The 25,227-nt window shown below is 69.3% G+C and carries 28 protein-coding genes and 1 pseudogene; 19 read left to right on the plus strand and 10 right to left on the minus strand.

Features of this window, described 5'->3' with window-relative positions:
* Positions 1 to 144: 144 nt before the first annotated feature.
* A complete protein-coding gene (locus ABZT04_RS07045) occupies positions 145 to 936 on the minus strand; it encodes a SigB/SigF/SigG family RNA polymerase sigma factor (RefSeq protein ID WP_356053876.1) in 792 nt (263 codons plus the stop codon).
* Positions 937 to 1,240: 304 nt separating this feature from the next.
* On the opposite strand from ABZT04_RS07045, the gene ABZT04_RS07050 reads away from it, so the two are divergent.
* The gene (locus tag ABZT04_RS07050; protein ID WP_356054567.1) at positions 1,241 to 1,639 is read left to right on the plus strand and encodes a DUF2795 domain-containing protein; all 399 of its coding nucleotides are present in this window, start codon (positions 1,241 to 1,243) and stop codon (positions 1,637 to 1,639) included.
* A 49-nt stretch (positions 1,640 to 1,688) separates the two neighbouring features.
* Here ABZT04_RS07050 and ABZT04_RS07055 read toward each other — a convergent pair whose 3' ends face one another.
* A complete protein-coding gene (locus ABZT04_RS07055) occupies positions 1,689 to 2,066 on the minus strand; it encodes a winged helix-turn-helix domain-containing protein (protein ID WP_356053878.1) in 378 nt (125 codons plus the stop codon).
* A 209-nt stretch (positions 2,067 to 2,275) separates the two neighbouring features.
* Here ABZT04_RS07055 and ABZT04_RS07060 point away from each other — a divergent pair, with 209 nt between their 5' ends.
* Together ABZT04_RS07060 and ABZT04_RS07065 are read left to right on the plus strand one after the other, a co-directional pair.
* Positions 2,276 to 2,956: an anti-sigma factor antagonist gene (locus ABZT04_RS07060; protein ID WP_356053880.1), complete on the plus strand. Its 681-nt coding sequence runs from the start codon at positions 2,276 to 2,278 to the stop codon at positions 2,954 to 2,956.
* A 73-nt stretch (positions 2,957 to 3,029) separates the two neighbouring features.
* The gene (locus ABZT04_RS07065; RefSeq protein ID WP_356053882.1) at positions 3,030 to 3,986 is read left to right on the plus strand and encodes an LLM class F420-dependent oxidoreductase; all 957 of its coding nucleotides are present in this window, start codon (positions 3,030 to 3,032) and stop codon (positions 3,984 to 3,986) included.
* On the opposite strand, the gene ABZT04_RS07070 is transcribed toward ABZT04_RS07065, so the two are convergent.
* The gene (locus ABZT04_RS07070) at positions 3,950 to 5,008 is read right to left on the minus strand and encodes a Ppx/GppA family phosphatase (RefSeq protein WP_356053884.1); all 1,059 of its coding nucleotides are present in this window, start codon (positions 5,006 to 5,008) and stop codon (positions 3,950 to 3,952) included. The two genes, ABZT04_RS07065 and ABZT04_RS07070, sit on opposite strands and share 37 nt — an antisense overlap.
* A 29-nt stretch (positions 5,009 to 5,037) precedes the next feature.
* Positions 5,038 to 5,999: pseudogene (gene ligD / locus ABZT04_RS07075) on the minus strand (non-homologous end-joining DNA ligase).
* Positions 6,000 to 6,134: 135 nt separating this feature from the next.
* Here ligD and ABZT04_RS07080 point away from each other — a divergent pair.
* The 3 genes from ABZT04_RS07080 (at position 6,135) to ABZT04_RS07090 (ending at position 8,706) form a co-directional block, all read left to right on the plus strand.
* Positions 6,135 to 6,701, plus strand: a complete 567-nt coding sequence (locus ABZT04_RS07080) for a carboxymuconolactone decarboxylase family protein (RefSeq protein ID WP_356053886.1) — start codon at positions 6,135 to 6,137, stop codon at positions 6,699 to 6,701.
* Positions 6,698 to 7,564, plus strand: coding sequence for an RNA polymerase sigma-70 factor (locus tag ABZT04_RS07085; protein ID WP_356053888.1), 867 nt, complete (start codon positions 6,698 to 6,700; stop codon positions 7,562 to 7,564). Before ABZT04_RS07080 ends, ABZT04_RS07085 begins: the two co-directional genes overlap by 4 nt.
* A 479-nt stretch (positions 7,565 to 8,043) precedes the next feature.
* Positions 8,044 to 8,706 carry a TMEM175 family protein gene (locus ABZT04_RS07090; RefSeq protein ID WP_356053890.1) on the plus strand — a complete coding sequence of 221 codons (663 nt, stop codon included), beginning with the start codon at positions 8,044 to 8,046 and terminating at the stop codon, positions 8,704 to 8,706.
* A 22-nt stretch (positions 8,707 to 8,728) separates the two neighbouring features.
* Here the strand turns inward: ABZT04_RS07090 and ABZT04_RS07095 are convergent, their stop codons facing one another.
* A complete protein-coding gene (locus ABZT04_RS07095) occupies positions 8,729 to 9,451 on the minus strand; it encodes a ScbR family autoregulator-binding transcription factor (RefSeq protein WP_356053893.1) in 723 nt (240 codons plus the stop codon).
* Between the two features lie 121 nt (positions 9,452 to 9,572).
* Between ABZT04_RS07095 and ABZT04_RS07100 the strand changes: the two genes are divergently transcribed.
* A complete protein-coding gene (locus ABZT04_RS07100) occupies positions 9,573 to 10,436 on the plus strand; it encodes a ScbA/BarX family gamma-butyrolactone biosynthesis protein (protein ID WP_356053895.1) in 864 nt (287 codons plus the stop codon).
* A gap of 84 nt (positions 10,437 to 10,520) precedes the next feature.
* Here the strand turns inward: ABZT04_RS07100 and ABZT04_RS07105 are convergent, their stop codons facing one another.
* Positions 10,521 to 11,057 carry a TetR/AcrR family transcriptional regulator gene (locus tag ABZT04_RS07105; RefSeq protein ID WP_356053897.1) on the minus strand — a complete coding sequence of 179 codons (537 nt, stop codon included), beginning with the start codon at positions 11,055 to 11,057 and terminating at the stop codon, positions 10,521 to 10,523.
* 75 nt (positions 11,058 to 11,132) lie between these two features.
* Between ABZT04_RS07105 and ABZT04_RS07110 the strand changes: the two genes are divergently transcribed.
* From ABZT04_RS07110 to ABZT04_RS07150, 9 genes are all read left to right on the plus strand, one after another.
* On the plus strand, positions 11,133 to 12,182 hold the full coding sequence (locus ABZT04_RS07110; RefSeq protein WP_356053899.1) for an aldo/keto reductase: 1,050 nt from the start codon (positions 11,133 to 11,135) through the stop codon (positions 12,180 to 12,182).
* Between the two features lie 213 nt (positions 12,183 to 12,395).
* On the plus strand, positions 12,396 to 12,899 hold the full coding sequence (locus ABZT04_RS07115; RefSeq protein ID WP_356053901.1) for a hypothetical protein: 504 nt from the start codon (positions 12,396 to 12,398) through the stop codon (positions 12,897 to 12,899).
* Between the two features lie 34 nt (positions 12,900 to 12,933).
* A complete protein-coding gene (locus ABZT04_RS07120) occupies positions 12,934 to 13,956 on the plus strand; it encodes an NAD-dependent epimerase/dehydratase family protein (RefSeq protein ID WP_356053903.1) in 1,023 nt (340 codons plus the stop codon).
* 123 nt (positions 13,957 to 14,079) lie between these two features.
* Positions 14,080 to 14,595: a hypothetical protein gene (locus ABZT04_RS07125; protein WP_356053905.1), complete on the plus strand. Its 516-nt coding sequence runs from the start codon at positions 14,080 to 14,082 to the stop codon at positions 14,593 to 14,595.
* A gap of 86 nt (positions 14,596 to 14,681) precedes the next feature.
* On the plus strand, positions 14,682 to 15,875 hold the full coding sequence (locus ABZT04_RS07130; protein WP_356053907.1) for a serine hydrolase domain-containing protein: 1,194 nt from the start codon (positions 14,682 to 14,684) through the stop codon (positions 15,873 to 15,875).
* Between the two features lie 147 nt (positions 15,876 to 16,022).
* Positions 16,023 to 17,423 (plus strand): glutamate decarboxylase, encoded by a 1,401-nt coding sequence (locus ABZT04_RS07135; RefSeq protein ID WP_356053909.1) that lies wholly within the window; start codon positions 16,023 to 16,025, stop codon positions 17,421 to 17,423.
* Between the two features lie 197 nt (positions 17,424 to 17,620).
* On the plus strand, positions 17,621 to 17,779 hold the full coding sequence (locus ABZT04_RS07140; protein ID WP_356053911.1) for a hypothetical protein: 159 nt from the start codon (positions 17,621 to 17,623) through the stop codon (positions 17,777 to 17,779).
* Between the two features lie 465 nt (positions 17,780 to 18,244).
* Positions 18,245 to 19,486 (plus strand): serine hydrolase domain-containing protein, encoded by a 1,242-nt coding sequence (locus tag ABZT04_RS07145; protein WP_356053913.1) that lies wholly within the window; start codon positions 18,245 to 18,247, stop codon positions 19,484 to 19,486.
* Between the two features lie 261 nt (positions 19,487 to 19,747).
* The gene (locus tag ABZT04_RS07150) at positions 19,748 to 20,827 is read left to right on the plus strand and encodes a HAMP domain-containing sensor histidine kinase (protein WP_356054569.1); all 1,080 of its coding nucleotides are present in this window, start codon (positions 19,748 to 19,750) and stop codon (positions 20,825 to 20,827) included.
* Here ABZT04_RS07150 and ABZT04_RS07155 read toward each other — a convergent pair.
* Genes ABZT04_RS07155 through ABZT04_RS07165 form a run of 3 tightly spaced genes read right to left on the minus strand, consistent with a single transcriptional unit; the run spans position 20,799 to position 22,259 of the window.
* Positions 20,799 to 20,945 (minus strand): hypothetical protein, encoded by a 147-nt coding sequence (locus tag ABZT04_RS07155; RefSeq protein ID WP_356053915.1) that lies wholly within the window; start codon positions 20,943 to 20,945, stop codon positions 20,799 to 20,801. The genes ABZT04_RS07150 and ABZT04_RS07155 overlap by 29 nt on opposite strands.
* A gap of 19 nt (positions 20,946 to 20,964) precedes the next feature.
* Complete coding sequence (locus ABZT04_RS07160) at positions 20,965 to 21,537, minus strand: XRE family transcriptional regulator (RefSeq protein WP_356053917.1); 573 nt, start codon at positions 21,535 to 21,537, stop codon at positions 20,965 to 20,967.
* Positions 21,537 to 22,259 (minus strand): metal-dependent hydrolase, encoded by a 723-nt coding sequence (locus ABZT04_RS07165; protein WP_356053919.1) that lies wholly within the window; start codon positions 22,257 to 22,259, stop codon positions 21,537 to 21,539. The genes ABZT04_RS07160 and ABZT04_RS07165 overlap by 1 nt, the downstream gene beginning before the upstream one ends.
* A 310-nt stretch (positions 22,260 to 22,569) precedes the next feature.
* Here ABZT04_RS07165 and ABZT04_RS07170 point away from each other — a divergent pair, with 310 nt between their 5' ends.
* The 3 genes from ABZT04_RS07170 (at position 22,570) to ABZT04_RS07180 (ending at position 24,685) form a co-directional block, all read left to right on the plus strand.
* Positions 22,570 to 23,073, plus strand: coding sequence for a hypothetical protein (locus tag ABZT04_RS07170; RefSeq protein WP_356053921.1), 504 nt, complete (start codon positions 22,570 to 22,572; stop codon positions 23,071 to 23,073).
* A 294-nt stretch (positions 23,074 to 23,367) separates the two neighbouring features.
* Positions 23,368 to 23,904 (plus strand): glycerophosphodiester phosphodiesterase family protein, encoded by a 537-nt coding sequence (locus ABZT04_RS07175; protein WP_356053923.1) that lies wholly within the window; start codon positions 23,368 to 23,370, stop codon positions 23,902 to 23,904.
* Positions 23,888 to 24,685 carry an inositol monophosphatase family protein gene (locus ABZT04_RS07180; RefSeq protein WP_356053925.1) on the plus strand — a complete coding sequence of 266 codons (798 nt, stop codon included), beginning with the start codon at positions 23,888 to 23,890 and terminating at the stop codon, positions 24,683 to 24,685. The genes ABZT04_RS07175 and ABZT04_RS07180 overlap by 17 nt, the downstream gene beginning before the upstream one ends.
* 33 nt (positions 24,686 to 24,718) lie before the next feature.
* Here the strand turns inward: ABZT04_RS07180 and ABZT04_RS07185 are convergent, their stop codons facing one another.
* A complete protein-coding gene (locus ABZT04_RS07185) occupies positions 24,719 to 25,132 on the minus strand; it encodes a DUF6069 family protein (protein WP_356053927.1) in 414 nt (137 codons plus the stop codon).
* Positions 25,133 to 25,227: the final 95 nt, after the last annotated feature.

Consider the following 25,227-nt stretch of genomic DNA (forward strand, 5'->3'; position numbering starts at 1 on the left):
GTTCAAGCTGGAACAGCAGGACGACGGCACGTACTTGCTGAAGTACGCGGGCTACGAGACGTCCGATCCGGGTGGTCCAGCCCGGTCTACCTCGGCCCGACCGATGCGAACGGCACCCTCAGCCGGGTCCACCTTCCCCAACCGCTAGGCCGCGTCGGCCAGCACCCTTTCCCGTACGGAGGCACAGGAGTTGCTGATGAGCCGGGAGACATGCATCTGGGAGACGCCGAGTTGCTCCGCGATGCAACTCTGGGTCATGCCCCGGAAGAAGCGCAGGTAGAGGATGGTGCGTTCACGCTCGGGCAGTTGCTGCAGGGCTGGCTTGACCGCCTCGCGGTCGACGACCAGGTCGAACCCGGCGTCACACTCCCCCAGCAGGCCGGCCAGTGTCATACCGGACTCCTCACCGGGCGACTCGGCGTCCAGCGAAAGCGCGGTGAAGCTGTCCAGCGCCTCAAGGCCGGCGCGGACGTCCTCCTCGCTCAGGTGCGTGTGCTCGGCGATCTCGGCGATGGTGGGGCGCCGGTCCGACCCCGCGGCGGACAGCTCCCGCACGGCGATGCGCACCCTGTTGCGGAGTTCCTGGACGCGCCGGGGGACGTGCAGGGCCCACATGTGGTCGCGGAAGTGGCGCTTGATCTCGCCGGTGACGGTCGGGACGGCGTAGCTCTCGAAGGCGTAGCCACGCTCGGGGTCGTAGCCGTCGACGGCCTTGACCAGGCCGAGGGCCGCTACCTGCCGCAGATCCTCGAAGGGCTCGCCCTTTCCTCGATAGCGGCCGGCGATGCGCTCCGCCATGGGAAGCCAGGCCCGCACGAGTTCGTCCCGCAGGACCTCTCGTTCGGTTCCGTCGGGCAGGTGCGCAAGGCGGTCGAAGGCCTCGGCGGTGCGGGGAGCGTCGTCGTGCGGATGACGCTTCCTGGTGGCTGTGTCCATAGTGCTCACAACTCCCTCAAGGGGTTGTCCGACGGACGGTCCCATGGGAGGGAGCACACACTGACCAGGCGAAACACACCCGTGACCGGTGTCCACCAGCTCCCACGGACGTGCCTCCTGTCCGAAGCACTCATTCCAGCGCCTTCCCCCGCGAAGAGCCACGAAACAATTACGCGGGCACCATCACACTCGGAGGCTAAAACGTGACCAAATGTGACAAAACGAGTGGCGGGTAGACGTGTCGCCTTCATGGTCACGGGTAGGCGACGGACTCCCCCTCCCCCCGACAGACAGGGAGCGAATGATGGAACGCGGAAGCGGCCGCCTGAGCGTCCACCGCGACGAGGAGATGAAGCACGAACTGCAGGGTCTGCTGCGCTCCGGGCACCCGACCCGGACCGAGGAGTGGAACGACCCGGAACCGACCGCCGACGACGATCCGGTGATCGCGGGCGGTCCCGTGGCACCGAGTGCCGCATCGGCGCCCCTGGAGACGGTGCGGCTCGAACTCGCGAGGATCCTGGGCCGTACGTCGTTCCCGGCGGGGCCGCGCGAACTGGCCGTCGTACTGCGGCAGAAGTACGCGGCGGACAGCCTGGTGGAGCCGGTGGAACGACTGCCGCGCGGCGCCCGCTACGCCTCGGTGCAGGAGTTGGCGGAGGCCGTGACGGACGCGTCAAGTGGGCGGCCGTCCAACACCTGAGTGAGGTAGGGGAGTTGACGATCCGTCAACAGTTCGTCAACTCCCGCCGTCACTCGGCGGGTTGGTGGTCGCGCTCGCCGGACGCGACCGATCGCGCATGCTCGTGCCCGCCGTCGCGCTTCGCGTCGTGCTGCGCGAGAGCGGAGAGCAGCATCTCGACGGTCATTCCGACCTCCGCCTCTGCGGGATGTCGCAGGATGGCCCCCGACTGGATGCGATACGCGTTGCTCCGGCCCTCCCGCGTGTGCGTGAGGTAGCCGTCCTGCTCCAGATCGGAAATGATTTTCTGGACGGCTCTCTCAGTGAGCCTGCAGCGCGCGGCGATGTCGCGGATGCGGGTGCGGTGATCTTCGGCGATCGCGGCCAGCACCCGGGCATGGCTGGTGAGGAACGTCCACCCTGTGTGCGTCTCGGATACTCCATCCATGACCCCAGCATAGGGCCTACCTTTCACGTATCCCAAGACACGAAATAGATTTCATGTATATCTTGACGTGCTAGATACGGGGGGTGAGACTTGGACAGGCAGAAAACAGGGTGGACGGCTCGGGAGAGACTGCCATGTCAGAACACGAGCGTTGCGCCACTCCCACGAGTGGAGTCCGGAGTGTCTGTGCGGTATCACCCGTCGTCGCGGTGGACCCCTCATCGGCCTCGCTGATGATCGTGTCGCACCGGGCGGGAGACCGGACGGTCGTGACCGTCTCCGGCGAGGTCGACATCGATACGGAACAGACGATGCAGCGCGCCCTTCGGCTGGCCCTCGCGCGGTCGCCGGGGGGCGTGGATCTCGACCTCACCGGGGTCGGTTTCTGCGACTGCTCCGGCCTCAACGTCCTGCTCCGGGCTCGCCGACAGGCCCTGGCGGACGGCAAGACCCTCGGCATCCGGGCCGCCGCTCCGGGGGTCGGGAGACTGCTCGACCTCACCGACACCGCGTCGCTGTTCACCCACGCGCCTGCGCCCGCGAACGGGGTCGTCCACGCCTGGCACGAACATTCCACGACAACGCACGAGCTCATGGAGGAGACCGGGGTGTCCGACGACGCCGAAGAGCTGCGCACCGAGGTGGTCCAGCTCAAGCGCGCCATGCTGACCCGGCCGGTCATCGACCTGGCACGCGGAGTCCTGATGGCCTCCTTCAGTCTCACCGCCGAGGACGCCTGGAACGTTCTGGTCGACGTCTCCCAGCACACGAACACCAAGCTCCATCAACTGGCCGAGGATCTTGTCGGCTCGGTGAACGGTGCGCCGCTGCCCGACCATGTGCAGCAGCGGATCTCCATCGCCGTCACCGAGATCGCCCGCCCGGCATAGAAACGGACGTTTCCCGGAGCGCTCCACGGCCACCCGGAGGGCGGACGATCGACTGCCCCGAGGAGAGAGCGCCATGACGGAGTTCGGATACTTCCTGTCCTGTGAGGAGCACGATCCCGCCGCGTTGGTGGAGCAGGCCAGGATGGCGGAACAGGCCGGGTTCACGTCCTTGTGGATCTCGGACCACTACCACCCCTGGAACGACGAGCAGGGGCAGAGCCCGTTCGTCTGGTCGGTGATCGGCGCGCTCTCACAGGCCGTCTCGCTTCCCGTGCAGACCGCGGTGACCTGCCCTCTCATCCGCATGCACCCGGCCGTCGTCGCCCAGGCGGCGGCCACCAGCGCCGTACAACTGGGCGGCCGGTTCCGGCTCGGCATCGGCAGCGGCGAGGCGCTCAACGAGCACATCCTTGGCGACGCCTGGCCCGAGGCCGATGTGCGCCTGGACATGTTGGAGGAAGCGGTGCACGTGATGCGCCAACTGTTCACCGGCGACCAGATCAGCCATCGCGGCAAGCACTACACGGTGGAGAACGCCCGCCTGTACACGGTGCCTGAGGAGCCGGTGCCCATCGACGTCTCGGCCTTCGGCCCGCACGCCGCCGAGGTGGCCGGCCGCATCGGGGACGGCTTCATCACGATGGCGCCGGACACCTCCGCCATCGAAAGGTTCCGCCGCAGCGGCGGCGGCACCAAACCCGTCTCCGCCGGCCTCAAGGTGTGCTGGGGAACCGACAAGGACGAAGCCGTCCGTACGGCGCACCGGCTCTGGGCCAATGAACAGCTCCCCGGCGAACTCGCCCAACTCCTGCCCACGCCACGGCACTTCGAGCAGGCCTCGGAGCTCGTCGGCCCCGACCGTGTCGAGGCAAACGTCACCTGCGGCGATGACCCGGACGCCCATGTGAAGGCCGTGCAACAGTACGTCGACGCCGGGTTCGACACCGTCTACGTCAACCAGATCGGGCCGGACCAGCAGGGCTTCTTCGACTTCTACCGCTCCAAAGTGCTGCCCCGCTTGGGTGACTGACGGGCCGTCAGGGCCGACTGCGGCACCGGTGCGATCCGCAGGTCGGCCCTCGCGGCGGGGGCCGCCTCGTCACTGCGCCGGGCCAGCTCCGTCCACCACGAACCGCCGTCCTCGATGTACCGCAGCAGTACGCCTTCACGGATGCCCCAGGGGCAGACGGTGACGGTCTTGATGCCGGTGAGCTTCATGGCCGTGTGCCCGACGACGGCTCCGGCCAGGCTCTGCGCGGACCGCGGCGCCGAGACACCGGGCAGCAGGGCCCGTTCGGACGCCGTCAGGGCGGCCAGCTTGTCGACGCCCACGCGGAGCTGGGTGCGCGCCAACTGCCGTTCAACGAAGGGCCCTTGGCGTCCGGGAGCGGCGCCGCAGAGCCGGGCCAGTTGCTGGAAGGTACGGGATGTCACGACGGTGGTCCGCGGCCCTTCCCAGCGGATCCGCGCGGCCACGTCCCGCAGTTGGTGGCGTACCTCGCGACGCAACGCCCTGACCGCCTGTTCGGGCGGCGGATCCTGGCCGTAGAAGAAGTCCCGGGTCAACCGGCCCGCGCCGAGCGGCAGCGACGCGACGAAATCGGGCAGCCGGCCGCGCCCGAAGGCGACCTCGAAGGAACCGCCGCCGATGTCGAACAGGGCGAGCGGTCCGGCCCGCCAGCCCATCCATCTCCGGGCACCGAGGAACGTCAACTCGCCGTCCACCTCACCAGGTAGCGTGCACAGCCGTACGCCGGTCGCGGCACGCACCGAGCGCAGCACGTCGAGCCGGTTCGGCGCGCCGCGGACGACGGCCGTCGCGAAGGCCAGTGGTCCCACGGCGCCCCACCGCCGGGCCGTCTCGGCGGCGGCGGACACCGCCTTCACGAGATGGCAGAGGGCTTCCTCGGGGATCTCCCCGCACGGTCCGACGCGTTCGGAGAGCCGTAGCTTCCACTTGGCCGTGTGCACGGGCAACGGCACGCCGTCCCCTACGTCCGCCACCACGAGCCGCACCGTGTTCGACCCCACGTCCACCACGCTCATTCGCATGAGCCGGTGAGTACCCAGAGGGGAACCGGTCAGTCGTCCTGCTTGATCTTCGGGTGCGCGGATCCCCGGGTACGCAGGCCGTCCAGTCGCCGTGCGGCCGGGCCGAGGGCCCGTCTCCGGCTCATCAGTCCCGCCCAGGGGTGGTGCGGGCCTGTTCCACGGCGTCGGCGATGGTCCAGCGGCGGGCGTCGAGGTCAGGATCGTCGAGTTGGTCCCAACTGATGGGGACGGCGACCGGAGCCCCGGGTTTCGCGCGGACGGCGAAGGGCGCCACGGCGGTCTGCGCGTAGCCGTTGCGCTGCACGTCGAGGTAGAGGCGCTCGCCGCGGTCCTTCTTGCGCGCGGCCGTGGTGAGCCGGTCCGGGTGTGCGTCGGCGAGCTGGTCGGCGACGTCCTTGGCGAAGCCGCGTACGTCGTCGAAGTCCTGGTGCCCGTCGAGGGGCACGACCAGATGCAGACCGCGCGAGCCGGTGGTCATCGGCGCGGACGGCAGCCGCAGTTCGTCGAGCAACTCGCCCAGCAGCAGGGCGGCTTCGCGTACGGCGGCGAAATCGTCCCCGGTCGACGGGTCGAGGTCGAAGACCAGCCGGTCGGGCCGGTGCGGCTGCCCGGCCCGGGACAGCCAGCGGTGCGGGGTGATGCAGGCCTGGTCGGCGAGGAAGACGAGCGTCGCGGCGTCGTCGCAGACGAGGTGCGTGACGGTGCCGCCCTCCTTGGACACCTCGACGCGTTTGATCCAGTCCGGGTAATGCTCCGGCACGTTCTTCTGCATGAACCGGGGGCCGTCGATCCCGTCCGGGTGCCGCTCCAGCATCAGCGGGCGCCCGCGCAGGTGCGGCAGCATGAAGGGGGCGACGGCCCGGTAGTACGCGACGAGGTCACCCTTCGTGTACCCCTTGCCGTCTCCCTCGGCGGGGAACAGCACCTTGTCGGGCCGATGGATGTCGAGACTGCGGCGGCCCGCGCGGACGGTCAGTGTCCCGGTCGTCATCGCGGTCGAGTACCCGCGCGCGAAATGCCCAATCCGAGTCCCCGACCCAAGGAACCGGTATCCGTGTCACATCGGTGCGCCCGCCGGTGTCTTCATGTCCAACCGCCCAACAGGCACACGAACAAGGAGAACACCGTGACGCTACGTATCCCGAAGGCCGAGCTGCCCGTCGAGCTCCGCGACACCATGATCAAGCAGTTGGGATCCGTGCCCGAGCCCGTCGAAGTGCTGTGGAACCATCCCGAACTCGCCGCCGCCAACCAGGAGTTCACGGCGATGGTGGGCACCTGGGACGCGGTCGACGCGAGCCTCAAGACGTTCGCGCACATGGCCGTCGCGGCACAGGTCGGGTGCAGTTGGTGCCTCGACATCAACTACTTCCTCGCCCTGAACCAGGACCTGGACCTCACCAAGGCCAGCCAGGTGCCGCGTTGGCGGGAGTCGGAGGTGTTCTCGCCGCTGGAGCGGGACATGCTGGAGTACGCGGAGGCCATGACGGACACGCCGACCACCGTCACCGACGAGTTGTCGAAGAGGCTGCTGGACCGGCTCGGCCCCGCCGCGCTGGTCGAACTCACCGTGTACATCGGCTTCGCCAACCTGGCGGCCAGGTGCAACACCGCGCACGGGATCACCTCGCAGGGCTACTCCGCCGCCTGCGAGATCCCGCTGGCCGCACGGGCAGGGAAGACGACGGCATGACCCAGGACCCGTTCGTCGCCCACCGCCGCCTGCTGTTCACCGTCGCCTACGAGATGCTCGGCTCGGCCGCCGACGCGGAGGACGTGTTGCAGGAGTCCTGGCTGCGGTGGGCCGACGTCGACCGGTCACAGGTCCGGGACCCGAGGTCGTATCTGATCCGGATCGTCACCCGCCAGGCGCTCAACCGGCTGCGCGCCGTGTCGCGCCGGCGCGAGGAGTATGTGGGCGAGTGGCTCCCGGAACCCCTGCTCACCACCCCTGATGTCGCCGAGGATGTCGAGCTCGCGGAGAGCGTGTCGATCGCGATGCTGACCGTGCTGGAGACGCTCGGGCCCACCGAGCGGGCGGTGTTCGTGCTCCGCGAGGTCTTCGAGCTGCCGTACGGCGAGATCGCCGAGGTCATCGGGAAGTCCGCGGCGACGGTACGGCAGGTGGCGCGGCGGGCCCGGGAGCATGTGGCGGCCCGACGGCCCCGGGTGCGGGTGAGCCGCTCGGAGCAGCAGGCCGTGGTGGAACGGTTCCTGCTCGCCCTGCGCACCGGGCAGTTGCAGGAGTTGATGGAGGTGATGGCACCGGACGTGGTGCTGGTGACCGACGGCGGAGGCGTGGTCGCCGCCGCGCTCACACCGATCCTCGGGGCCGAGACGGTGGCGCCGATCCTCGCCCGCGGGCACCAGTCGGTGGCCGCGTTCGACACCGTACCCATGTGGCTCAACGCCGAGCCCGCGGGCCGGATCGAGATCGACGGCGAGCCGTCCGCGATCAGTGTCGTGGTGGAGGACGGGCGGGTCACTCGGATCTATGTGGTGCGCAATCCGCGGAAGCTGACGCAGTTGGACAAGCCGACCGAACTCGTCAGGTGAATCGGCCGACGCCCCGAACGTCGCTTTGCAGAGGGGGAGTTGAGGCATTCGAGCACGACGACCGACATGGCCGTCAGCGGGGTGGCGGCGGCCTGGGGACGCTGCTGCTGCGGGGGGAGGGAGGCCCGGCCCCTGGTCCACCGAGGCGTAGGACGGGAGGGCCAAGCCGATCCGTTTCCTGGGCCGGTACGACCAGGTGCGCCGAGCCCTTACTTGGCCCATTTCCCCAAGAATTGGGGATGAGCGGCGGCTGTCACCCGCAGGTCGGCGACGAGGTCCTCCTCCTCGACCTCGTCGCCCTCCCAGGACCGGACCGGCCACGCCCCGATCGGTTCCCGACCGCGTGCGCCGATCTCTGCGCGATCGCCGTCAATTCGATGATCCTCTTGACGGCACGCCGACCACCAGCCGTGCGGGTAGGACCCGCAGTACCACTCCCCCGGCCGGGCCCCGCGCCGCTTGTGGCATCCTCTGCTGCCATGGATGTCTCGACTGATCAAGAACTGCCGTCCGGGGAACAGGACATGGAGATCCGGGCGGTCTCCGCCGACCGCCTCACGTTCTTCGGGGACGCGGTGGTCGCCATCGCGCTGACGTTGCTGGCTCTGGAGCTGCCGGTACCGGAGGGGAAGACCAACTCCGAGTTGTGGCACTCGGCCACGTCACACCGCGAGAGCTATCTGGCGTTCATGATCAGCTTCGTGGTGATCGCCGCGCACTGGCGCTCGCACCACCGGGTGTTCCGCTACGTCACGGCGACGAACACCCGGCTGTCGTCCCTGACCATGTACTGGCTCCTCATGCTGGTGATCACCCCGTTCGCGACGGACGTGATCGGCGGCGAGGGAGCGTTCCAGGCCCGGTTCGTCTTCTACGCCGCCGTGCAGTTCGCGGCCTGTCTCCTGTTCATACTGATGGTCCGTGAGGTAGGGCGTGACGACCTGTACCGCGTGGGCACTCCGCCCGAGGTGTTCTCCCGGGCGATCCGCCGGATCGGCATGGTGGCGCTGGGCTTCCTGGTCTCGATCCCGGTCTCGCTGCTGACCGGCTGGGCGTACCTGTGCTGGATCGTGGTACCGGTCATCGACTCGATCGTCGACGCACGCCGAAGCCGCTCCGGGCAGGAGCCCTCGGAGGCCTGAGCGGCCGGCGGTCCGTGTCCTGTCACTTCACGGTCGGCGCCGCCGACGCCAGAGACTCCGCCAGCAGCCCCCTCGCTCCCGCCAGACACTTCGCCGGGTCCGTGGGCGACGCCTGCAGGCCCGGCAGCAGCAGTATCCACAGATCGCTCACCGCCTCCTCGATGTTGCGGCGCTCGTTCAGCGCGTCGGAGACGGTGTGGGTGCCGAAGAAGCTGGAGACGAGGACGCGCGCGGTGCGCTCGGCATCCGTACCGGGGGCGAGTTCTCCCGCTTCCCCGGCGGCGGTCAGGATGCGTGAGGTGGCGTCGATCCACCCGACGAAGGGCCGGGGCAGGGAGACCGGGATCGTCCTGCGCTCGCTCCAGAGCCGGTTGCCTGCACGGACGATCACGTTGTCGCGGAATTCCCGGGCCACGGCGAGGCTGAGACCCACCAGCCGCTGGAGAACGGGCGCGTCCCGAGATTCCCAGTACTCCACAAATCGCGGCCATTCGGCGAAATGGGCTTCCAGAACACTCCGGGCCAGCCCCTCTTTACTGCCGAAATGGAAATAGATCGCACCACTGGTGTAGCCGCTCGTACGCGCCACGTCGCTGATGCTCGTACCGACGTACCCGTGCTGCTCGAACAGCACCGCGGCCGTCGCCAGAACAGCTCGCCGGGTGACTTCCGCACGTTCCTGCATTTTCTCGGTCGCCCCTGTCCTCCGTGCCGGATCGTCTTTTCCGGTGAATCTAGCCGACATGCGGTCGTTTCCTGGACGCATGCCAAAAAGCCGTAGCTTCTATTATTTAATGACCGAATCGCATCTTCCCGCACCTCCCGAAGCCGGTCCGGAACATCTGACACTGAGCTGGGACAGGTGCGTGTCCCGGACTCTCGTGCACCGGAAAGCGGTGGCCGAAGTACTGCTCACCGACGCTCTCGCGCTGGCCGACGGCAGTTTCCTCCTCGCCGCGCAGTGGCCACGCTCGTACACCTCGTCCGGCAACGGATCCGACGAACGGCACGATCCGATGCTGGCCGCCGAGACCATCCGGCAGGTCGGCCTGTACCTCTGCCAGCGTTTTCTGGGCGCCCCGGGCACCAGCAGGCCCGTCATCAGGAGTGTCGGCTTCCGGCTCGACAACAGCGCGGAGCCGGTGGTCGGTTACGGAGCCACCGATGTGGTGTGCCACGCGGAGGTGTACGACGTCCGCCGCGTGGCCGACGTGCCGTGGCCGGTCGCGCTGAGCGTGCGGATGCGATTCTCCGCCGCCGGGCGGGAGTTCGGCTCGGCCTTCGGACGGGTCCGCGTCCTCTCCGAGGAGGAGTACGAGACGCTCCGCGGCCCGTACGCCGCTGCCCATCCCGTCCCGGACGACGTGCACCGGCGGCCGTCGCACACCGAGGTGTCGGCCCCGTCTCCCGGTGACGTGATGCTGGTCCAGGAACCGTCCGGGGCCCTGCTGGTGGCGCCTGCCGATCTGCGTCACCCGCGGTTCTTCGACCACCCCAGTGACCACATCCCCGGCATGGTGCTGCTGGAGGCCGCCCGACAGGCTGCGTGCCTGGCGGGCGCCTCCCCCGGCCGGCTGAGCGGCTGCTACATGCGGGCCCTGCGCTTCACCGAATGGGACTCGCCCGCGCACATCGAGTGCGGACCGGCCGAGGACGGCTGGGCCTTCCAGGTCACCCAGGACGGCGATACGACGGCCGCCGGCACGCTGTCGTTCGCGACGGAGGGGTGAGTCCTCCACAGGAGGGCCGAACGATGTGAACCGGCCGTCGGTGAGTGGTTCCGAACCTCGGTGTGGAGCTAGGCCGCGCGCCGTTTACCGGTGCGCGCGGAGGCCGTCGAGGATGAGCGCGAGCATGTGGGGTGCCCGGTCCTCGGGGCTGGACGCGGCGCGCCACAAGGCGCCGGTGAGTTGGAGGAAGTCGCCGGGGTCGGCGTCCGGGCGGATGCTTCCGGCCTTCTTGCCGGCGTCGAGGAGCTCGGTGATCGCGGCGACGACCGGCCCGTAGCTCTGCTCACTGATCGTCTGGTGCGCGCCCGGGCTGAGGGCGTCCCCGAGACCGTGCTTTCTGCGCATGGCCTCGACGAGGTCGAGCGTCCAGTCGCGGAGCGCGTCCAGCGGAGGCAGTTGGGCCAGCAGGTCGGGCACGGTGCCGACGATGCGTGCCACCTCGTCCTGGTAGACGGCCAGGACCAGCGACTCGCGGGTGGGGAAGTTGCGGTACAGGGTGCCGGCGCCGACTCCCGCGCGCTGGGAGATCTGGTTCATCGATGTGCTGCCGTCCGCCGCGAGCGCTTCGCGTGCGGCGGCGAGGATGCGTGCCCTGTTCTCACGGGCGTCCGAACGGACCACGGGACCTCACGTTGCTAAGTGGAGAGTTCTCCACTACGTTATGCGGAGAGCTCTCCACATATTCTAAGGAGCGTCATGCATTACATCAAGCTCGGCATGACCGGCCTCGACGTGTCCCCGATCGCGATCGGCGCGATGACCTACGGCGAACCCGACCGCGGGCACCCCGTCTGGTCGAAGGGCGAAGAGGACGCGCGCCCGCTCATCCGGCACGCGCTGGAGGCGGGGATCAACTTCTTCGACACCGCGAACATGTACTCCAACGGCTCCAGCGAGGAGATCCTCGGCCGCGCGCTCAAGGACTTCGCCGACCGCGATGCCGTGGTGATCGCCACGAAGCTGCGCCATCCGATGCGGCTGGGACCCAACGGACGCGGCCTGTCGCGCAAGGCGATCATGACCGAGGTCGACCATTCGCTCCGCCGCCTCGGCACCGACTACATCGACCTCTACCAGATCCACCGCAACGACCACTCCACCCCATGGGAGGAGACCCTGGAGGCGCTCAGTGACCTCGTGAGGGCGGGCAAGGTCCGCTACCTCGGCGCCTCGTCCATGCACGCGTGGGAATTCGCGAAGGCGCTGCGCCTGCAGAAGGAGAACGGCTGGGCACGGTTCGTGTCGATGCAGGACCACTACAACCTCCTCGCCCGTGAGGAGGAGCGCGAGATGATCCCGCTGTGCCTGGACGAGGGCGTGGGCACGATCATCTGGTCGCCGTTGGCCCGCGGCCGCCTCGCCCGCGCGTGGGACGACGCCCGTGCGACGGACCGCTCCGAGACGGACGGCGCCTTCGCGGACCTGCTCTACTCGCCCGAGCAGGAGGCGTCCAACCACGCGATCATCGACGCGGTCGGGCAGGTCGCGGACGCCCATGGCGTCAGCCGCGCCCAGGTCGCACTCGCCTGGCTGCGAAGTCGGCCGGTCGTCACCGCGCCGCTGGTCGGCGCCGGTTCGGTCCGGCAGATCGACGAGGCCGTCGCCTCCCTCGACATCGAACTCACCGACGACGAAGTGCGCGCCCTGGAGGCCCCGTACACCCCCCGCTACGACTGGCAGGGCATCTCGGACGAAGCCGAGATGGAGGCAATCCGCCGACGCGTCCCCGGCATGGCACTGGCGTGAATCCCATCGTCCGCTCCGGTGCCGCTGCCCGCGCCGGAGCCCTCCTCATCCTTCTCGGCCCGCTCGTGTCCTGGGTCGCCGAGTTCATCACCGCCGCGGCGTGGCAGGACCCGCCGTACTCGCCCCTGTACAACTGGGTCAGCCACCTCGGCCTCACCGGTCCGCCGCAGACCGCGTTCGGACAGGTCGCCAACTCCCCCCCTCGGCGCCGTCATGGACAACGGCTGGGTGATCTACGGCAGCCTCTTGATCACCGGCGCGTTTCTCCTGTTCGATCCGCGCAAGGGCACCCGCCCGATCAGCATCATGATCCTCGCCGTCCTCGCCGGCATCGGGGTCTCACTCGTCGGCATCTTTCAGGGCTCCAACGCCAACGTCGACAACAGCCTGATCGCGTTCCACACCTACGGCGCGCAGGGCGTCATGCTCGCCGGCAACATCATGGCGATCGCCGTCGGAGCGAGCGAAACACGCATCGGTCTCACCAGGGCCCGGTCGATCGCGAGCATCACCCTCGGCACCGTAGGACTGATCGCGTTCCCCCTCTTCATGACCGACGTGTTCACCGGGTGGTTGTGGAACATCGGCCTCTTCGAACGCGCCGTGATCTACCCGATCATGATCGCCCACGCCCTCCTCGGAAGCGGCGTGGCCGCTGCCCAGCGGCATCGTGCGACGCACCCGCAGGCACCTCTTACAGCGCTGGTCGAGAGCTGAGGAGACACGTATGACACACGTAGAGGAGACGCACATGACACGCGTACTGGTCACCGGAGGAACCGGATTCATCGGGAGCTGGTGCGTTGAGGCCCTGTTCGACGCCGGGTACACCGTCCGCACCACGGTCCGCGAACTGCGGCGCGAGCCGGACTTGCGCTCCTGGCTGCACGCGGCCGCACCGTTCGACGACAACCGGCTCACGGTCGTACGCGCCGACCTCGAACACCCCGACGGCTGGGACGCCGCCGTCGCCGACTGCGACTTCGTCCTCCACGTCGCCTCGCCGACCCTGCGCCGTACGCCGGCGAACGACGACGACCTGGTGGTACCGGCACGCGAGGGCGTCCTGCGGGTGTTGCGCGCCGCCCGCGACGCCCGAGTGCGCCGGACCGTCCTGACCAGCGCCTTCGGCGCCATCGGCATCGGGCATCCCCCGCGCTCGACCCCGTTCACCGAGGAGGACTGGACCGACGTCGACAGCGACATCCCGCCCTACCAACGGTCCAAGACACTGGCCGAGCGCGCCGCCTGGCAGTTCGTCCAGGACGAAGGCGGTGGTCTGGAACTGGCGGCGGTTCATCCCGTGGGGGTCCTTGGACCGCTGCTCGGTCCGGACGACCCGCCATCCCTGCGTCTTGTCCGCCGAATGCTAGAGGGGCGGGTTCCCGCGTGCCCTCCCTTCGGGATGGGCTTCGTCGACGTGCGCGACGTCGCGGACCTGCACCTGCGCGCGATGACCGACCCGGCGGCCGCCGGCGAACGCTTCGTCGCCATCGCCGGACACAGCCTGCGCGTCATCGACATCGCACGCATTCTGCGTGACCGCCTGGGCGAGCGGGCCGCGAAGGCCCCGACCCGGGAAATGCCCGTATGGCTCGCCCGCACCCTGGGCATCGTGAACCCGGAACTGCGGCTGCTCAAGCACCAGCTCGGCCAGGATCTCGACGCCACGAGCACCAAGGCGGAGAAGCTTCTCGGGTGGCGGGCGCGTCCCATCGAGGACACCATCGCGGAGACCGCCGAGAGCCTCCTCTCCCACGGCATCGGGACCTGACCGTCCCGCAACCGACCGCCGCGCCAACACGCCCTCGGCCAGACGGAACAGCAACTCCCAGGCACTCAGTCGGGGCTCAAAACATGTCGCGCGGGACAGTCCTCCTCTCGCAGGATGACAGCCATGCAGCACGTCGAGTTCCTGAACTACCCGGACATTGAACGGCCGTTGGACCTCCAGTGGGGTGTCCGTATCGACGGCAGGGATCTGCGCGCGCACGCCGCCGACGCCACTCGCGGCCTCTGGCGTCTGGAGAGCGAGGACGAGGACGAGGGCCCGGCCGAGGAGGAGCGCTTCCTGCTTGCCCAGCACGGCGGTCTCAGCGTCTCCGAGATCGGCGACCCCGTACGCCACTTCCTCGGCGACCGGGCACCGAGCTTCGCCGATCCCGCCGCCGGTACGACCCCGGTGCTGGGCTGCTCCTGCGGTATCTGGGGCTGCTGGCCCCTCCTCGCGGTCATCACCGCCGCTCCCGACACCGTCACCTGGTCCTCGTTCCGGCAACCTTTCCGCAAGGAGTGGGGCGAACTCGCCATCGGCCCCTTCACCTTCGACCGCCCTGCCTACGAGGCCACGCTCACCGGGCCGACCCTCCTCACCTCGGATCCACTGCGCACGCTCGACGGGACGTTGCCGTGAAGGTCGGCGCCAGGGGGACAGCCTCCATCTCGATCCGGGGGTAGGCCGGATCGCACCCGACTCGACGCGAAAAATAGCCTGCAGCCATGATTCCGACTCTGCGGAAACACCTCACCGTCGCGCTCGGTGTCGCCATGCTCCTCGCCGCCGAGGTCTCGGCCGCCGTCGCCGAGCCCTCCCGTCCTTCCCCTGCGGACCAGTTGAGGCAGGATACCGAGGCGATCCACGCCCTCGGTGTCAGCGGTGTGCAGGCCCGCATGATCGCCCCTGACGGTCGGCAGTCGGTCGCCATCGCCGGTTCCGCCGACTTGGACACCGGCCGGCCAGTCTCTCCTGACGGCTACTTCCGCATGGCCAGCACGTCCAAGACGCTCATCGCGACCGTCGTCCTTCAACTGGAGGCCGAGGGCCGGCTGTCGCTGGACGACACGGTCGACCACTGGCTGCCAGGAGTAGTGCGGGGCAACGGCAACGACGGCAGCCGTATCACCGTCCGCCAACTGCTCCAGCACACCAGTGGCATCCACGACGACCTGCCCGGATACACCACGCCGGAGGAGTACTACCAGCAGCGCTACGACGTCTACAGTCCCGAGCTGCTGATCGCCCGCGCCATGGCCCACGCACCGGACTTCCCGCCCGGCGAGGGCTGGGAGTACTCCAACACCGGCTACCTCGTGCTCAGCGGCATCATCCATAAGGTCACCGGCCTGCCCGCCCACCGGGAGATCACCGAGCGCATCCTCCGCCCGCTCGGCCTCGACCACACTCGGTGGACCGGCGCCGCTCACACCCTGCCCCGACCGCACGCCACGGCCTACCAACTCTTCGGTCCCGGCTTCTTGGTGGACGTCTCCGACCAGGTACCGGTGGACCACGAGAACCTGGCGTTCGTCACGACCACACGCGACGAGAACCGCTTCCTCCGCGCACTGCTGTCGGGCCGTCTCCTGCCACCCCGACAGATGGCCGAGATGAAGCGGACCGTCCCCGTGAGCGCGGAGGTCCAGCAACTGTGGCCCGGTGGCCGCTACGGACTCGGCCTGGCCGAACGTCCTCTGAGCTGCGGCGGAACCTACTGGAGTCACGAAGGCGGGGACGGCGGCTACATCACCCTCAACGGCGTCACCGATGACGGCACCCGCAGCGCCGTGGTCTCCATGTCCGAGGCACGCGGCGACACCTTCGAGCACATCCTGGCCCAGGAGGACGCGGCCAGCACCCTCGTCGACCACGCGCTGTGCGGTCCGGCCGCCCACCCGAATCACCGGAAAAAGTAATGGCCAGTATGTACTAGGGAAAATCCAGTTCATCAGTCCGCAAATCGATCACTGGATCGGTGTAATCGGCACCTACGCCGTACCGCCTGGCGATCTAGCGTCGGAGTGCACGGGGGCCGCACGGACCAGAAAGGCATCCAGACACTCATGCCCATCCCGCATACCGACGTCATGCCCGAAGCCGAGTTCGACACCCCCGCCGTATCCCGCGGCATCGGGCAGCCGCCCGCCGTCAACCTGTTGGCGCCGGTCGACGAACTGCCCGAGTCGTCGTCGGCGCCCGACCTGGTCTGCCGCCGCGTACGCGACGAGCTGATGCTCGACGGCAACGCACGTCTCAACCTCGCGACCTTCGTGACGACCTGGATGGAGCCGCAGGCAAGGGAGTTGATGGCGGAGACCGCCGAGAAGAACCTCGCCGACCGCGCCGAGTACCCGCAGATCACGGCGATGGAGGAGCGCTGTGTACGGATGCTCGCCCGGCTCTGGCACGCGCCGCATCCCGAGCAGGTCCGCGGTTGCTCGACCACCGGTTCGAGCGAGGCCGCCATGCTCGGCGGACTCGCACTGAAGCGCCGCTGGCAGGAGCGCCGGCGCGCCCAGGGCAAGGACACCGCTCGCCCGAACCTCGTCATGGGCGCGAACGTCCAGGTGTGCTGGAAGAAGTTCGCCAACTACTTCGAGGTGGAACCGCGTTACGTCCCGATGGAGCCGGGCCGCTATCACCTCACCGCCGACACGCTCACCGCGTACTGCGACGACAACACCATCGGCGTGGTGACCGTCCTCGGTTCCACGTTCGACGGTTCCTACGAGCCGGTCGCCGACATCTGCATGGCCCTGGACGGATACCAGGCGGCCACCGGCACCGACATCCCCGTGCATGTCGACGGCGCGTCCGGCGCCATGGTGGCTCCGTTCCTCGACCCGGAGCTCATGTGGGACTTCCAGCTCGAACGCGTCGCCTCCATCAACACCTCGGGACACAAGTACGGGCACGTCTTCCCGGGCCTGGGCTGGGCGTTGTGGCGCGACGCCGAAGCCCTCCCCGACGACCTGGTGTTCGAGGTCGACTACCTCGGCGGCAGCTCGCCCAGCTTCACCCTCAACTTCTCCCGCCCGGGCGCGCATGTCGTCGCGCAGTACTACAGCTTCCTTCGCTACGGCTTCGAAGGGCTGCGGAATCTGGCGTCCCAGAGCCGGACCACGGCCCGCGCACTCGCCGCGCGCATCCGCACGATCGCCCCCTACGAGCTGATCACGGACGGCTCCGAACTCCCGGCCTTCGCCTTCCGGTTGGCCCCCGGCACCCAGGGCTTCACGGTGTTCGACGTCTCCCACGCCATGCGCGCACGCGGCTGGCATCTGCCCGCCTACAGCTTCCCCGCACCCTGCCAGGACGTCTCCGTCCTACGCCTGGTGGTACGCACCGGATTCACCGCCGAACTCGCCGGCATGTTCATCGCCGACCTGACCGAGGCCACCAGGGGCCTCCACACCGCTCGACCGACACCGGCAGCGCCACGCCAGCCCCTCGTCACCGCCTGACAACCGGGGTCGGAGCCAACTCGCCCTGAGGGAACGGGGGTTCGCGTCCGGTCCCGCCCGTACCGCAGCGCAGGCGTCCCCCGTGGCTGGGGTACCGGTGCCCCCAGACCGTGGCAGAACTGGGCGGGTTGGAGGACCAGTAGACGACGCGGGTGGCGGGCGGTGCGGTGCTGCCGGTCCCGCACCATGGGGCCGGCGTGGACCAGGACGCGCTGCCGCCGGAGTACCAGCGCGTCCTCGCCATCGTGCGCGACGCGGGCGGGGCGGTCACGGTCGAGCAGGTCGGCGAGGGTCTGGGGCTGGAGGCGGCGGTGCGGGGCAAGCTGTCCGACGGCCGCCACACCGTGCGCCTGTGACCAGCACTGCGCGCACGACCAGCGCCTGCTCGCCGCGAGGGCCTCGCGGCTGGACCGCGCTCTGCGCAAGATGGCCAGGCGGGCGGGGAGGTCGAGCCCGTCGAGGGCCCCTGATCCCCACCCGGCGCCGCACCGGGCAGCAAGCCGCTCTGGATCTCGACGGCCCGGCCGGGCCGGACTGGCGACGCCACCGCCGCACGCCACGGCAAGATCGCCGAGCACTCGCAGGCGGTCGGTCTCGCCCCTGTCCAACGCAGGCTCGCGCATCTGAAGAACTGTCGGAACCTCGACAGGACCTCCAAGACAGCCGCCCACGACCAGCTCGTTCGAGGATGGCGCAGGCTCCGTATATCGCGGGCGTATCGAAAATCGCATACGCCAACGCAACGGCCTTGCGTCTTCGGTGGAGGCATGAATCAGAGCGCATCACTGTCGGCACCAGATCCGTCCGACCGGGAAAGGACCGTGATCTTAGACCCGGATTCCGTACAGGGCGTCGACCGGCGGCGGCTGTTCGGATGGGGCGGGTTGGCCGCAGCCGGCGTGGTGGCGGCCGGAGTGCCGCTGGTGGGCTCCGGAATCGGCCACGCCGACTCGACCGGGGACGACCGGATCCCGCCTGACACCCTGCCCGGCGGAGCCTACGACCGATATGTGGCGCAACTGGCCGCCGAGGGCAAGTTCTCCGGCGTGGTGCTGCTGTCGCACCGGGGCCGGACGGTCCTGTCTCGCAGCTACGGCATGGCCGACAAGGAGAAGGGGATCCCCAACCGCGAGGGCATCGCGTTCAGCCTCAGTTCGGCGGGCAAGCCGTTCCACGCCGTGGCCATCTTGCAGCTGGCACAGCAGGGCAAGCTGCGGCTGACGGACACGGTGGGCGCCCACCTGACCGGCTTCGCCAAGGACATCGCCGAGCAGGTGACCCTCCACCACCTGCTGTCCGGCACCTCCGGGCTGGATTCCCCCGATGAGGACGTGCGACGCGTCTTCCAGAGCCGGGACGAGGTACAGGAATACTACGAGCAGCGGGCCAGGCAGGCGAAACTGGTGGGCGTCCCGGGCACTCCCGACACCGCCCACGCGGAGGCGGAGGTCACCATTTCCGCGCTGATCGTGGAGGCCGTGGCCGGCACGACGTACTGGGACCACGTCGAGGAGAACATCTTCAAGCGCTGCGGCATGACCAGCTCGGCGTTTCGCACCAGGCCGCAGTGGCTCACCGACCCGCACATCGCGCACCCGTACATGGAACTGGCCGACGGCAGCGTGGTGGACGCGCTCCGCAACCTGGACCAGGGCAGTCCGTACCCGGACGTACTCGGCAAGAACCCGGGCCGCGCCTTCATCGATGCCCCCGGGGACGGCGGCTTCGCCACCGCGCCGGATCTGGTCCGGTTCGCGCAGGCGCTGACCGACGGCACGGTGCTGGACCGGCCCTGGGCCGACGTGCTCTTCGGGGCCAAAATCCCCCACGGGCCGACATCGTTCGGTGCGTACGGGCTCGCGATCGACATCGTCAACGGCCAGTGGGAGTACCAGCGTGCCGGTGGAAACCCCGGTGTCGGCGCCAACTGGAGCATCTACCCGTACACCGGCTGGGTCGCCGTCACCCTCCTCAACCGCGACTCCGACAGCCTGACGGACATCCTCGAGCAGCAGACGCGGGCCATCACCGGCGCCGCACCCTCCGGCGGGGCGGGCGGCTGAGGTGGGCATGGCCTACGGGACGGTGCCGATGGTGTGGCTGACACGCCGCCGGCGCCCTGCTGTTCAGGCCGGCGTCGCGCCGCTGGTGGCGCACTTCGGCGGCCCCTACCTGGCCGAGGCGGTCCGTGCCGGTCTGCGGGTGGAGGCGATACCAACTCCGTGCTGGGTAAACGGCTCGGCGAACCATGGATCATCGCCACGGTGCCCGGCGTCGGCTACCGAATGGAGACCGGTATGAACACCGTCGCCCCGGCAGTACGTATGCATAGACGCCCAGGGCTCAGCGCTCGACTGAGACTCACCCTCAGCTACGCCGGATTCGTTCTGCTCGCCGGCGTTCTCCTGCTTGCCGTGGTGTGGGTGTTCCTGCTGCGCTACGTGCCTGACGGCGATGTGGGTCTTCTCAGGGTGGCGCCCAATCGCTACGTCCTCCTTCAGGTCTTCGTCCCCGCCGCAGCCGCGGCGATGGTCTTCCTGCTCGTCTTCGGGCTCGTCGGAGGATGGATGCTCGCCGGCCGGATGCTCTCACCACTCACACAGATCACGGATGCGGCGCGGACGACCGAGAACGGATCGCTGTCCCACCGGATCCGCATGAAGGGCCGCCAGGACGAATTCCGTGAACTCTCCGACGCGTTCGACTCAATGCTCGAACAACTGGAGTCCCACGTCGCCGAGCAGCAGCGATTCGCCGCGAACGCCTCCCACGAACTGCGCACCCCGCTGGCGATCTCGCGGACGCTCCTCGACGTCGCCCGCAAGGACCCCACGCGGGAAGGGGACGAACTCATCGAGCGCCTGCACGCGGTCAATGAGCGGGCGACCGACCTCACCGAGGCCCTCCTGCTGCTCAGCCGCAGCGACCGCGGAAACCTCATCCGCGAGAGCGTCGACCTCTCCCTCATCGCCGAAGAAGCCGCCGAAACGCTGCTTCCCTTCGCCGAACAGCGCCGGATCACGCTGGACGTCACCGGCGGACCGGCTCAGTCCAGCGGCTCCGCGGAGCTCCTGTTGCGGATGGCGGCCAACCTCGTCCAGAACGCCATCGTCCACAACCTCCCCGCCAATGGCACCGTAACGGTCCACACCGAGGCGCACGGCGACACGAGCGTGCTGCGAGTCGAGAACACAGGTCCACGGCTCCCACCGGAACTGGTACCGACCCTCATCGAACCCTTCCAACGCGGAACAGAACGCGTGCGCACCGACGAATACGCCGGCGTCGGCCTCGGCCTGGCCATCGTGCACAGCATCGTCCGCGCCCACGACGGGACCCTCGACCTCGTCCCCAGTCCCGCCGGCGGCCTCCTCGTCACGGTCCGGCTTCCCGGCACGCCATAGGCGGCGTTCCCCGAGCGGGCCCGTTCGGGCCGGCGGCCGCGTCGGCGACGGCGTGCGCCACCTGCGCGGCCGCCCCGGCCATGTGGTCGCTGATGGAGGCACGGCTGACGGTGCTCATGCGCGGGAGTTCCTCGGTCTCAGACGCTGATGGGGGAAGCGATCACGACGGTGACGTCGACCTCCTCAGTACCGGTCCGGTAGAAGTGCGGGGCGTCGCCGGCAAAGGCAAGCATGTCGCCCGGACCAAGGTCCTGCGGAGCGTCGACCGGCCCCGCCGTGACGTACCCGGTCGCGACCAGCAGATGCTCAATGGTGCCGGTGGCATGCGGCACACCCGCCAACTCCGTCTCCGGCGGAATACGCAGCCGCCAGATCTCCAGGCTGTTGCCGCTGCTGATCCGGCGCAGCAACTCCCGGGAAACTTCGCCCGGTTCGATGTCCGTGCCGGGGCGGAAGACCGGCCCGGTGTCCGCGTCACGCGCCAGCAGGTCGGCGATCGGGATCCGCAGGGCGATGGCGATGGCGTCGAGGGTGTCGATCGTCGGATTGCCGTTGCCGGCCTCCAACTGCGACAGCGTGGCCTTGCTCAGCCCGGCGCGCCGCGCCATCTCCGCGGCGCTCATCCCGCGCTGCTGACGGCGCAGCCGGATCTTCGCGCCGACGGCGGCCGCGGTGCTGCTCACCGGTTGGCGGCCGGACAGGGGCGTCATCAACGGCTCCGGTGGGTCGCACTGTAGGACACGCGGATACGGCCCTTCTTGACCTTCAGCGTCGGCAGCACCACGTCAGCCAGGTCCCCGAGGCTGCGGACATGTGTGCCGCCGCAGGGCGCGGAGTGCAGCGTGCCGAGATCCACCTCGCGCCGGCCGTCGGGGAGGGATCGCGCGGAGACCGGAAGATCATCGGCGACCGCGGTCGCCACCGCGGCGCGCAGGACGGCGGTCGCTTCCTCCCGTCCTTCCGGGTCGGCCAGCCGCGCGACCGTGTCGGGCGCCTGGAACTCGATCCGCGCCTGGCCGGGAAAGTGGATGCTCCCGGCCATCTCCCATCCCTGCGCCCGCCCGACCGCCTCGACGAGATGTCCGGCCGTGTGCAGTGCGGCGTGCAGCATCCGGGTCCGGAGATCGATGCGGGCCCGCGCCCGCTCCCCCACGGCGAGGGACGGCAGGCTGCCGTCCCCGGCCGCCGTCACCACGACCAGTCCGGACTCACGGTCCCGCACCGGAACGATCTCCGTGTCCGCCAGCCACCCCCGATCCGCGGGCTGGCCCCCGCCCTGCGGATGGAACAGACAGTGTTCGACGGCCGCCCATGGCGTCCCGTCCCTCTCGCCGACCGCGATCACCCGCGTATCGACCTGCTCCAGGTAGGTGTCGTCGAGATAGGCGCAGCTCTGCGCGCCCGTCCGAGCATCCGCGATTGAATGAACCATACGTTCACTATACCGAACTCCTGGCGGTCACCGAACGTACCGTTCGTTTTAGTCAACGCATCCGAGCGTCCGCTATCACGCCAATAACGCCGCCCACTCCGCCGCAGCCCGATGGCACGTCGACACCTACTGCGAGCCGCCCACACCCTCCCTGTGCCGTGCACCTATCCGCCCGAGCGGTCACTTCACACACTCCCCGCACCCCTGTCACACGAGAAACACATCAAGCCGATCCCGAACGGGGCACCGGCCATGGGGCAGACGGGGTGTGCGCGAACGCCTAGCCTCCCGGGCCATGCGATCACCACGTATGAGACGCCTGGGTCTCGCCACCGTCCTCGGTCTCCTCCTCGCCGTCTTCGGCCTGGCCCCGAGTGCGAGCGCGGCGGACGCCGACCTGACCTTCGCCACCGACTCCGCCACCACGACGCCCGGCGGCGCGGTGCAACTCTCGATGACGCTGACCAACAACAAGACCTACGACATCCTGTTCGTCTACCAGACGCTCGAACCCACCTGGCTGACCACCCAGCGGCCCGACCTCAAGTACAGCTTCACGAGCTGCGCCCTGACGACGGACACCGGCAGCACCCCCTGCTCCGGCGTCGGACCCACCGACATCGGCCCGGACTACGGCGCCACCATCCCGCCCGGGCAGAGCCGGACCGTGACCCTGACGCTGCAGATCGCCGCCGACTCGGCCTGCAACGGCGACATCGGCTTCTACTCGTACTACTACTCCGAGTTCAGCGACTCGACGAACGTCAGCGGCGGCCCGGTCTACACACCGGAGACACGCGTCCTCTGCGCCTGAGGCACCCGTTTCGCCCCGCCGATCGCCCGACCGGTGGGGCGAAGTACCTTGTCCGGCAGGCGTGTTCGCGCCCTGAGACCGACACCCTCACCACACGCCGCCGAAGTGTCGTCCTGAAAAAAGTCCCTGTTCATCGGGTTGTTCCCGAATCACCGGCACCCCTGTCTATCGTGCGCCGGAACAGATCGTTCCGCCCCGATCCAGAATGCCCGGAGCAACCACCATGTCCGTCCGGACCGTTGGCCGGCAGGCCCTGTCGTGCGCCGCCGACCCCGCCGTAGCAACGGAGGCGGCATGAGCGCGCGGCGTGCGCCGGCCGTCGCGCACCGGGGCGACCCCTGGGCCGCGGTGGAGAACACCCTGGACGCCGTACGACGAGCGGCGGGCGCGGGTGCCGCCGCGATCGAGGTGGACCTGCGTCGCACGGCGGACGGCGTCGTCGTACTGCACCACGACGACGATCTGCGCCGCCTGTGGGACCGCACCGAGTCGATCGCGGACCTGACCCTCGCCGAGCTGCGGGACCTCGCTCCGGGGGTCCCGACCCTGCGGGAGGCGCTGGAAGTCGCCGCCGGGGTACCCCTGTTGCTGGACACCGGGGACCCGGTGGTCGAGGTGGCGGCTCACGCGGAAGTCGGCCGACTGGGGCCGGTGGCGATGTTCTGCGGGGCCGCGGAGGCGGTGGCCTACTGGCATGCGCGGGACGTGCTGGTGAGCTGCTGGACGGTGGACGACGCGGGACGGGCGCGCCGAACTGCTCGCCTGGGTGTGGACGCGATCATAAGCAACGACGTGAACGGAGTGGTGAAGAGCTGTGGCGAACGGACATGACCTGGACGGCGCTCTGCGGGTGGCCGTGGAGTTGGCGGAGTGGGCGTCGGCGGCGATCCGGGACGGGAACGCCGGAGGCACGGGTCCGGTCCGGCAGAAGGCGAGCCCGGCCGACATCGTCACGGACACGGACGAGGCGGTGGAGCGGCACGTACGGGCGGTGCTGCGGCGGGAGTTCCCCGGCTGGGGCATCGACGGCGAGGAGTACGGCGCCGAGGACGGAACGTCGGACGAGGCCCCGCACTGGGTGATCGACCCCGTGGACGGAACGACCAACTACGCCCACGGACTTGGCTGGTGCTCGTTCTCGCTGGGTCTTGCGGAGCCGGACGGCACACCGCTGCTGGGGCTGGTGGCGGACCCGTGGCGGCGCGAGGTCTTCACCGCGGTGCGGGGCAAGGGTGCGCACCTGAACGGAACCCCGATCCGCGCGGCGGACCACACCACACTCACCGGCCATGTGTTCCTGACGGAATGGGCAGCCCACGCGCACTGGCCGGGGCTCGACCCCCTGCTCGCCCAACTCGCCGCCCGGCACTGCACGGCACGCGTCATGGGCTCGACCGCCCTCTCCCTGGTCCAGGTCGCGGCGGGCCGGGCGACGGCCGCCGCGATCGGCGAGTTCCACCCCGTCGACGGACTGCCGGCCCTGCTGATCGCGACCGAGGCGGGCGCGGTCGCCATGCCCCACCTCCCGGCCTACGACGAGCCGTTGCTGCTCGCAGCGCCATACGCGGCGGCGGAGGCACGGGAGTTGTGGCGCACGACGGTCGGACGGTGACGGGGTCCGACTCCGCTCGCCGCGGCGGACGACCTACGTCAGGGGCATGACCTTGCGGTAGGTGAACACCGCGGCCGTCGCGACCGTCACGTGCATCAGCAGCAGCGCCCCGACGCCGGTCGCGCCGCCGTTGCCGTACTGCAGGAAGTCGGGCACGAAGGAGACCAGGACGACGGTCGGCACCAGCCACCGCACCAAGGCCCGAGGATCCTTCGACACCCTGCGCATGACGGCCCATCCGACGGCACCCACCACCAGCCCGACCGCCGTCAGGAAGATGTACGAGGGTGCCTTCAGCGGGCTGAAATCATCGGGCGCGCCCGCCGCCAGGGCGATGAGCGCGATCACCGCGTCCGCCGCACAGGCCGCGACGATCGCGGCGAACACACCTCCCACCACAACGAGCGGACCACGGCGGACGGTGACTTTGTCAGAGGCGATAGACATGACAACTCCAGGGAGTGTGGTGACAGGAAGATCGTCAAGGGCCTCGTCAGGTCAGGCCGTTTGAAGCCTCAAACAAGAGTCTGACCGACATCGAT

The sequence above is a fragment of the Streptomyces sp. NPDC005492 genome (genome assembly GCF_040605995.1).
GTDB lineage: Bacteria > Actinomycetota > Actinomycetes > Streptomycetales > Streptomycetaceae > Streptomyces.

Excerpts from the sequence above, each read along its gene's own strand:
- ABZT04_RS07045 (WP_356053876.1), bottom strand. The coding sequence starts at position 936 with ATGGACACAGCCACCAGGAAGCGTCATCCGCACGACGACGCTCCCCGC.
- ABZT04_RS07050 (WP_356054567.1), top strand. The coding sequence starts at position 1,241 with ATGGAACGCGGAAGCGGCCGCCTGAGCGTCCACCGCGACGAGGAGATG.
- ABZT04_RS07055 (WP_356053878.1), bottom strand. The coding sequence starts at position 2,066 with ATGGATGGAGTATCCGAGACGCACACAGGGTGGACGTTCCTCACCAGC.
- ABZT04_RS07065 (WP_356053882.1), top strand. The coding sequence starts at position 3,030 with ATGACGGAGTTCGGATACTTCCTGTCCTGTGAGGAGCACGATCCCGCC.
- ABZT04_RS07070 (WP_356053884.1), bottom strand. The coding sequence starts at position 5,008 with ATGCGAATGAGCGTGGTGGACGTGGGGTCGAACACGGTGCGGCTCGTG.
- ABZT04_RS07085 (WP_356053888.1), top strand. The coding sequence starts at position 6,698 with ATGACCCAGGACCCGTTCGTCGCCCACCGCCGCCTGCTGTTCACCGTC.
- ABZT04_RS07090 (WP_356053890.1), top strand. The coding sequence starts at position 8,044 with ATGGATGTCTCGACTGATCAAGAACTGCCGTCCGGGGAACAGGACATG.
- ABZT04_RS07095 (WP_356053893.1), bottom strand. The coding sequence starts at position 9,451 with ATGTCGGCTAGATTCACCGGAAAAGACGATCCGGCACGGAGGACAGGG.
- ABZT04_RS07110 (WP_356053899.1), top strand. The coding sequence starts at position 11,133 with ATGCATTACATCAAGCTCGGCATGACCGGCCTCGACGTGTCCCCGATC.
- ABZT04_RS07115 (WP_356053901.1), top strand. The coding sequence starts at position 12,396 with ATGGACAACGGCTGGGTGATCTACGGCAGCCTCTTGATCACCGGCGCG.
- ABZT04_RS07120 (WP_356053903.1), top strand. The coding sequence starts at position 12,934 with ATGACACGCGTACTGGTCACCGGAGGAACCGGATTCATCGGGAGCTGG.
- ABZT04_RS07125 (WP_356053905.1), top strand. The coding sequence starts at position 14,080 with ATGCAGCACGTCGAGTTCCTGAACTACCCGGACATTGAACGGCCGTTG.
- ABZT04_RS07130 (WP_356053907.1), top strand. The coding sequence starts at position 14,682 with ATGATTCCGACTCTGCGGAAACACCTCACCGTCGCGCTCGGTGTCGCC.
- ABZT04_RS07135 (WP_356053909.1), top strand. The coding sequence starts at position 16,023 with ATGCCCATCCCGCATACCGACGTCATGCCCGAAGCCGAGTTCGACACC.
- ABZT04_RS07150 (WP_356054569.1), top strand. The coding sequence starts at position 19,748 with ATGCATAGACGCCCAGGGCTCAGCGCTCGACTGAGACTCACCCTCAGC.
- ABZT04_RS07155 (WP_356053915.1), bottom strand. The coding sequence starts at position 20,945 with ATGAGCACCGTCAGCCGTGCCTCCATCAGCGACCACATGGCCGGGGCG.
- ABZT04_RS07160 (WP_356053917.1), bottom strand. The coding sequence starts at position 21,537 with ATGACGCCCCTGTCCGGCCGCCAACCGGTGAGCAGCACCGCGGCCGCC.
- ABZT04_RS07165 (WP_356053919.1), bottom strand. The coding sequence starts at position 22,259 with ATGGTTCATTCAATCGCGGATGCTCGGACGGGCGCGCAGAGCTGCGCC.
- ABZT04_RS07170 (WP_356053921.1), top strand. The coding sequence starts at position 22,570 with ATGAGACGCCTGGGTCTCGCCACCGTCCTCGGTCTCCTCCTCGCCGTC.
- ABZT04_RS07175 (WP_356053923.1), top strand. The coding sequence starts at position 23,368 with ATGAGCGCGCGGCGTGCGCCGGCCGTCGCGCACCGGGGCGACCCCTGG.
- ABZT04_RS07185 (WP_356053927.1), bottom strand. The coding sequence starts at position 25,132 with ATGTCTATCGCCTCTGACAAAGTCACCGTCCGCCGTGGTCCGCTCGTT.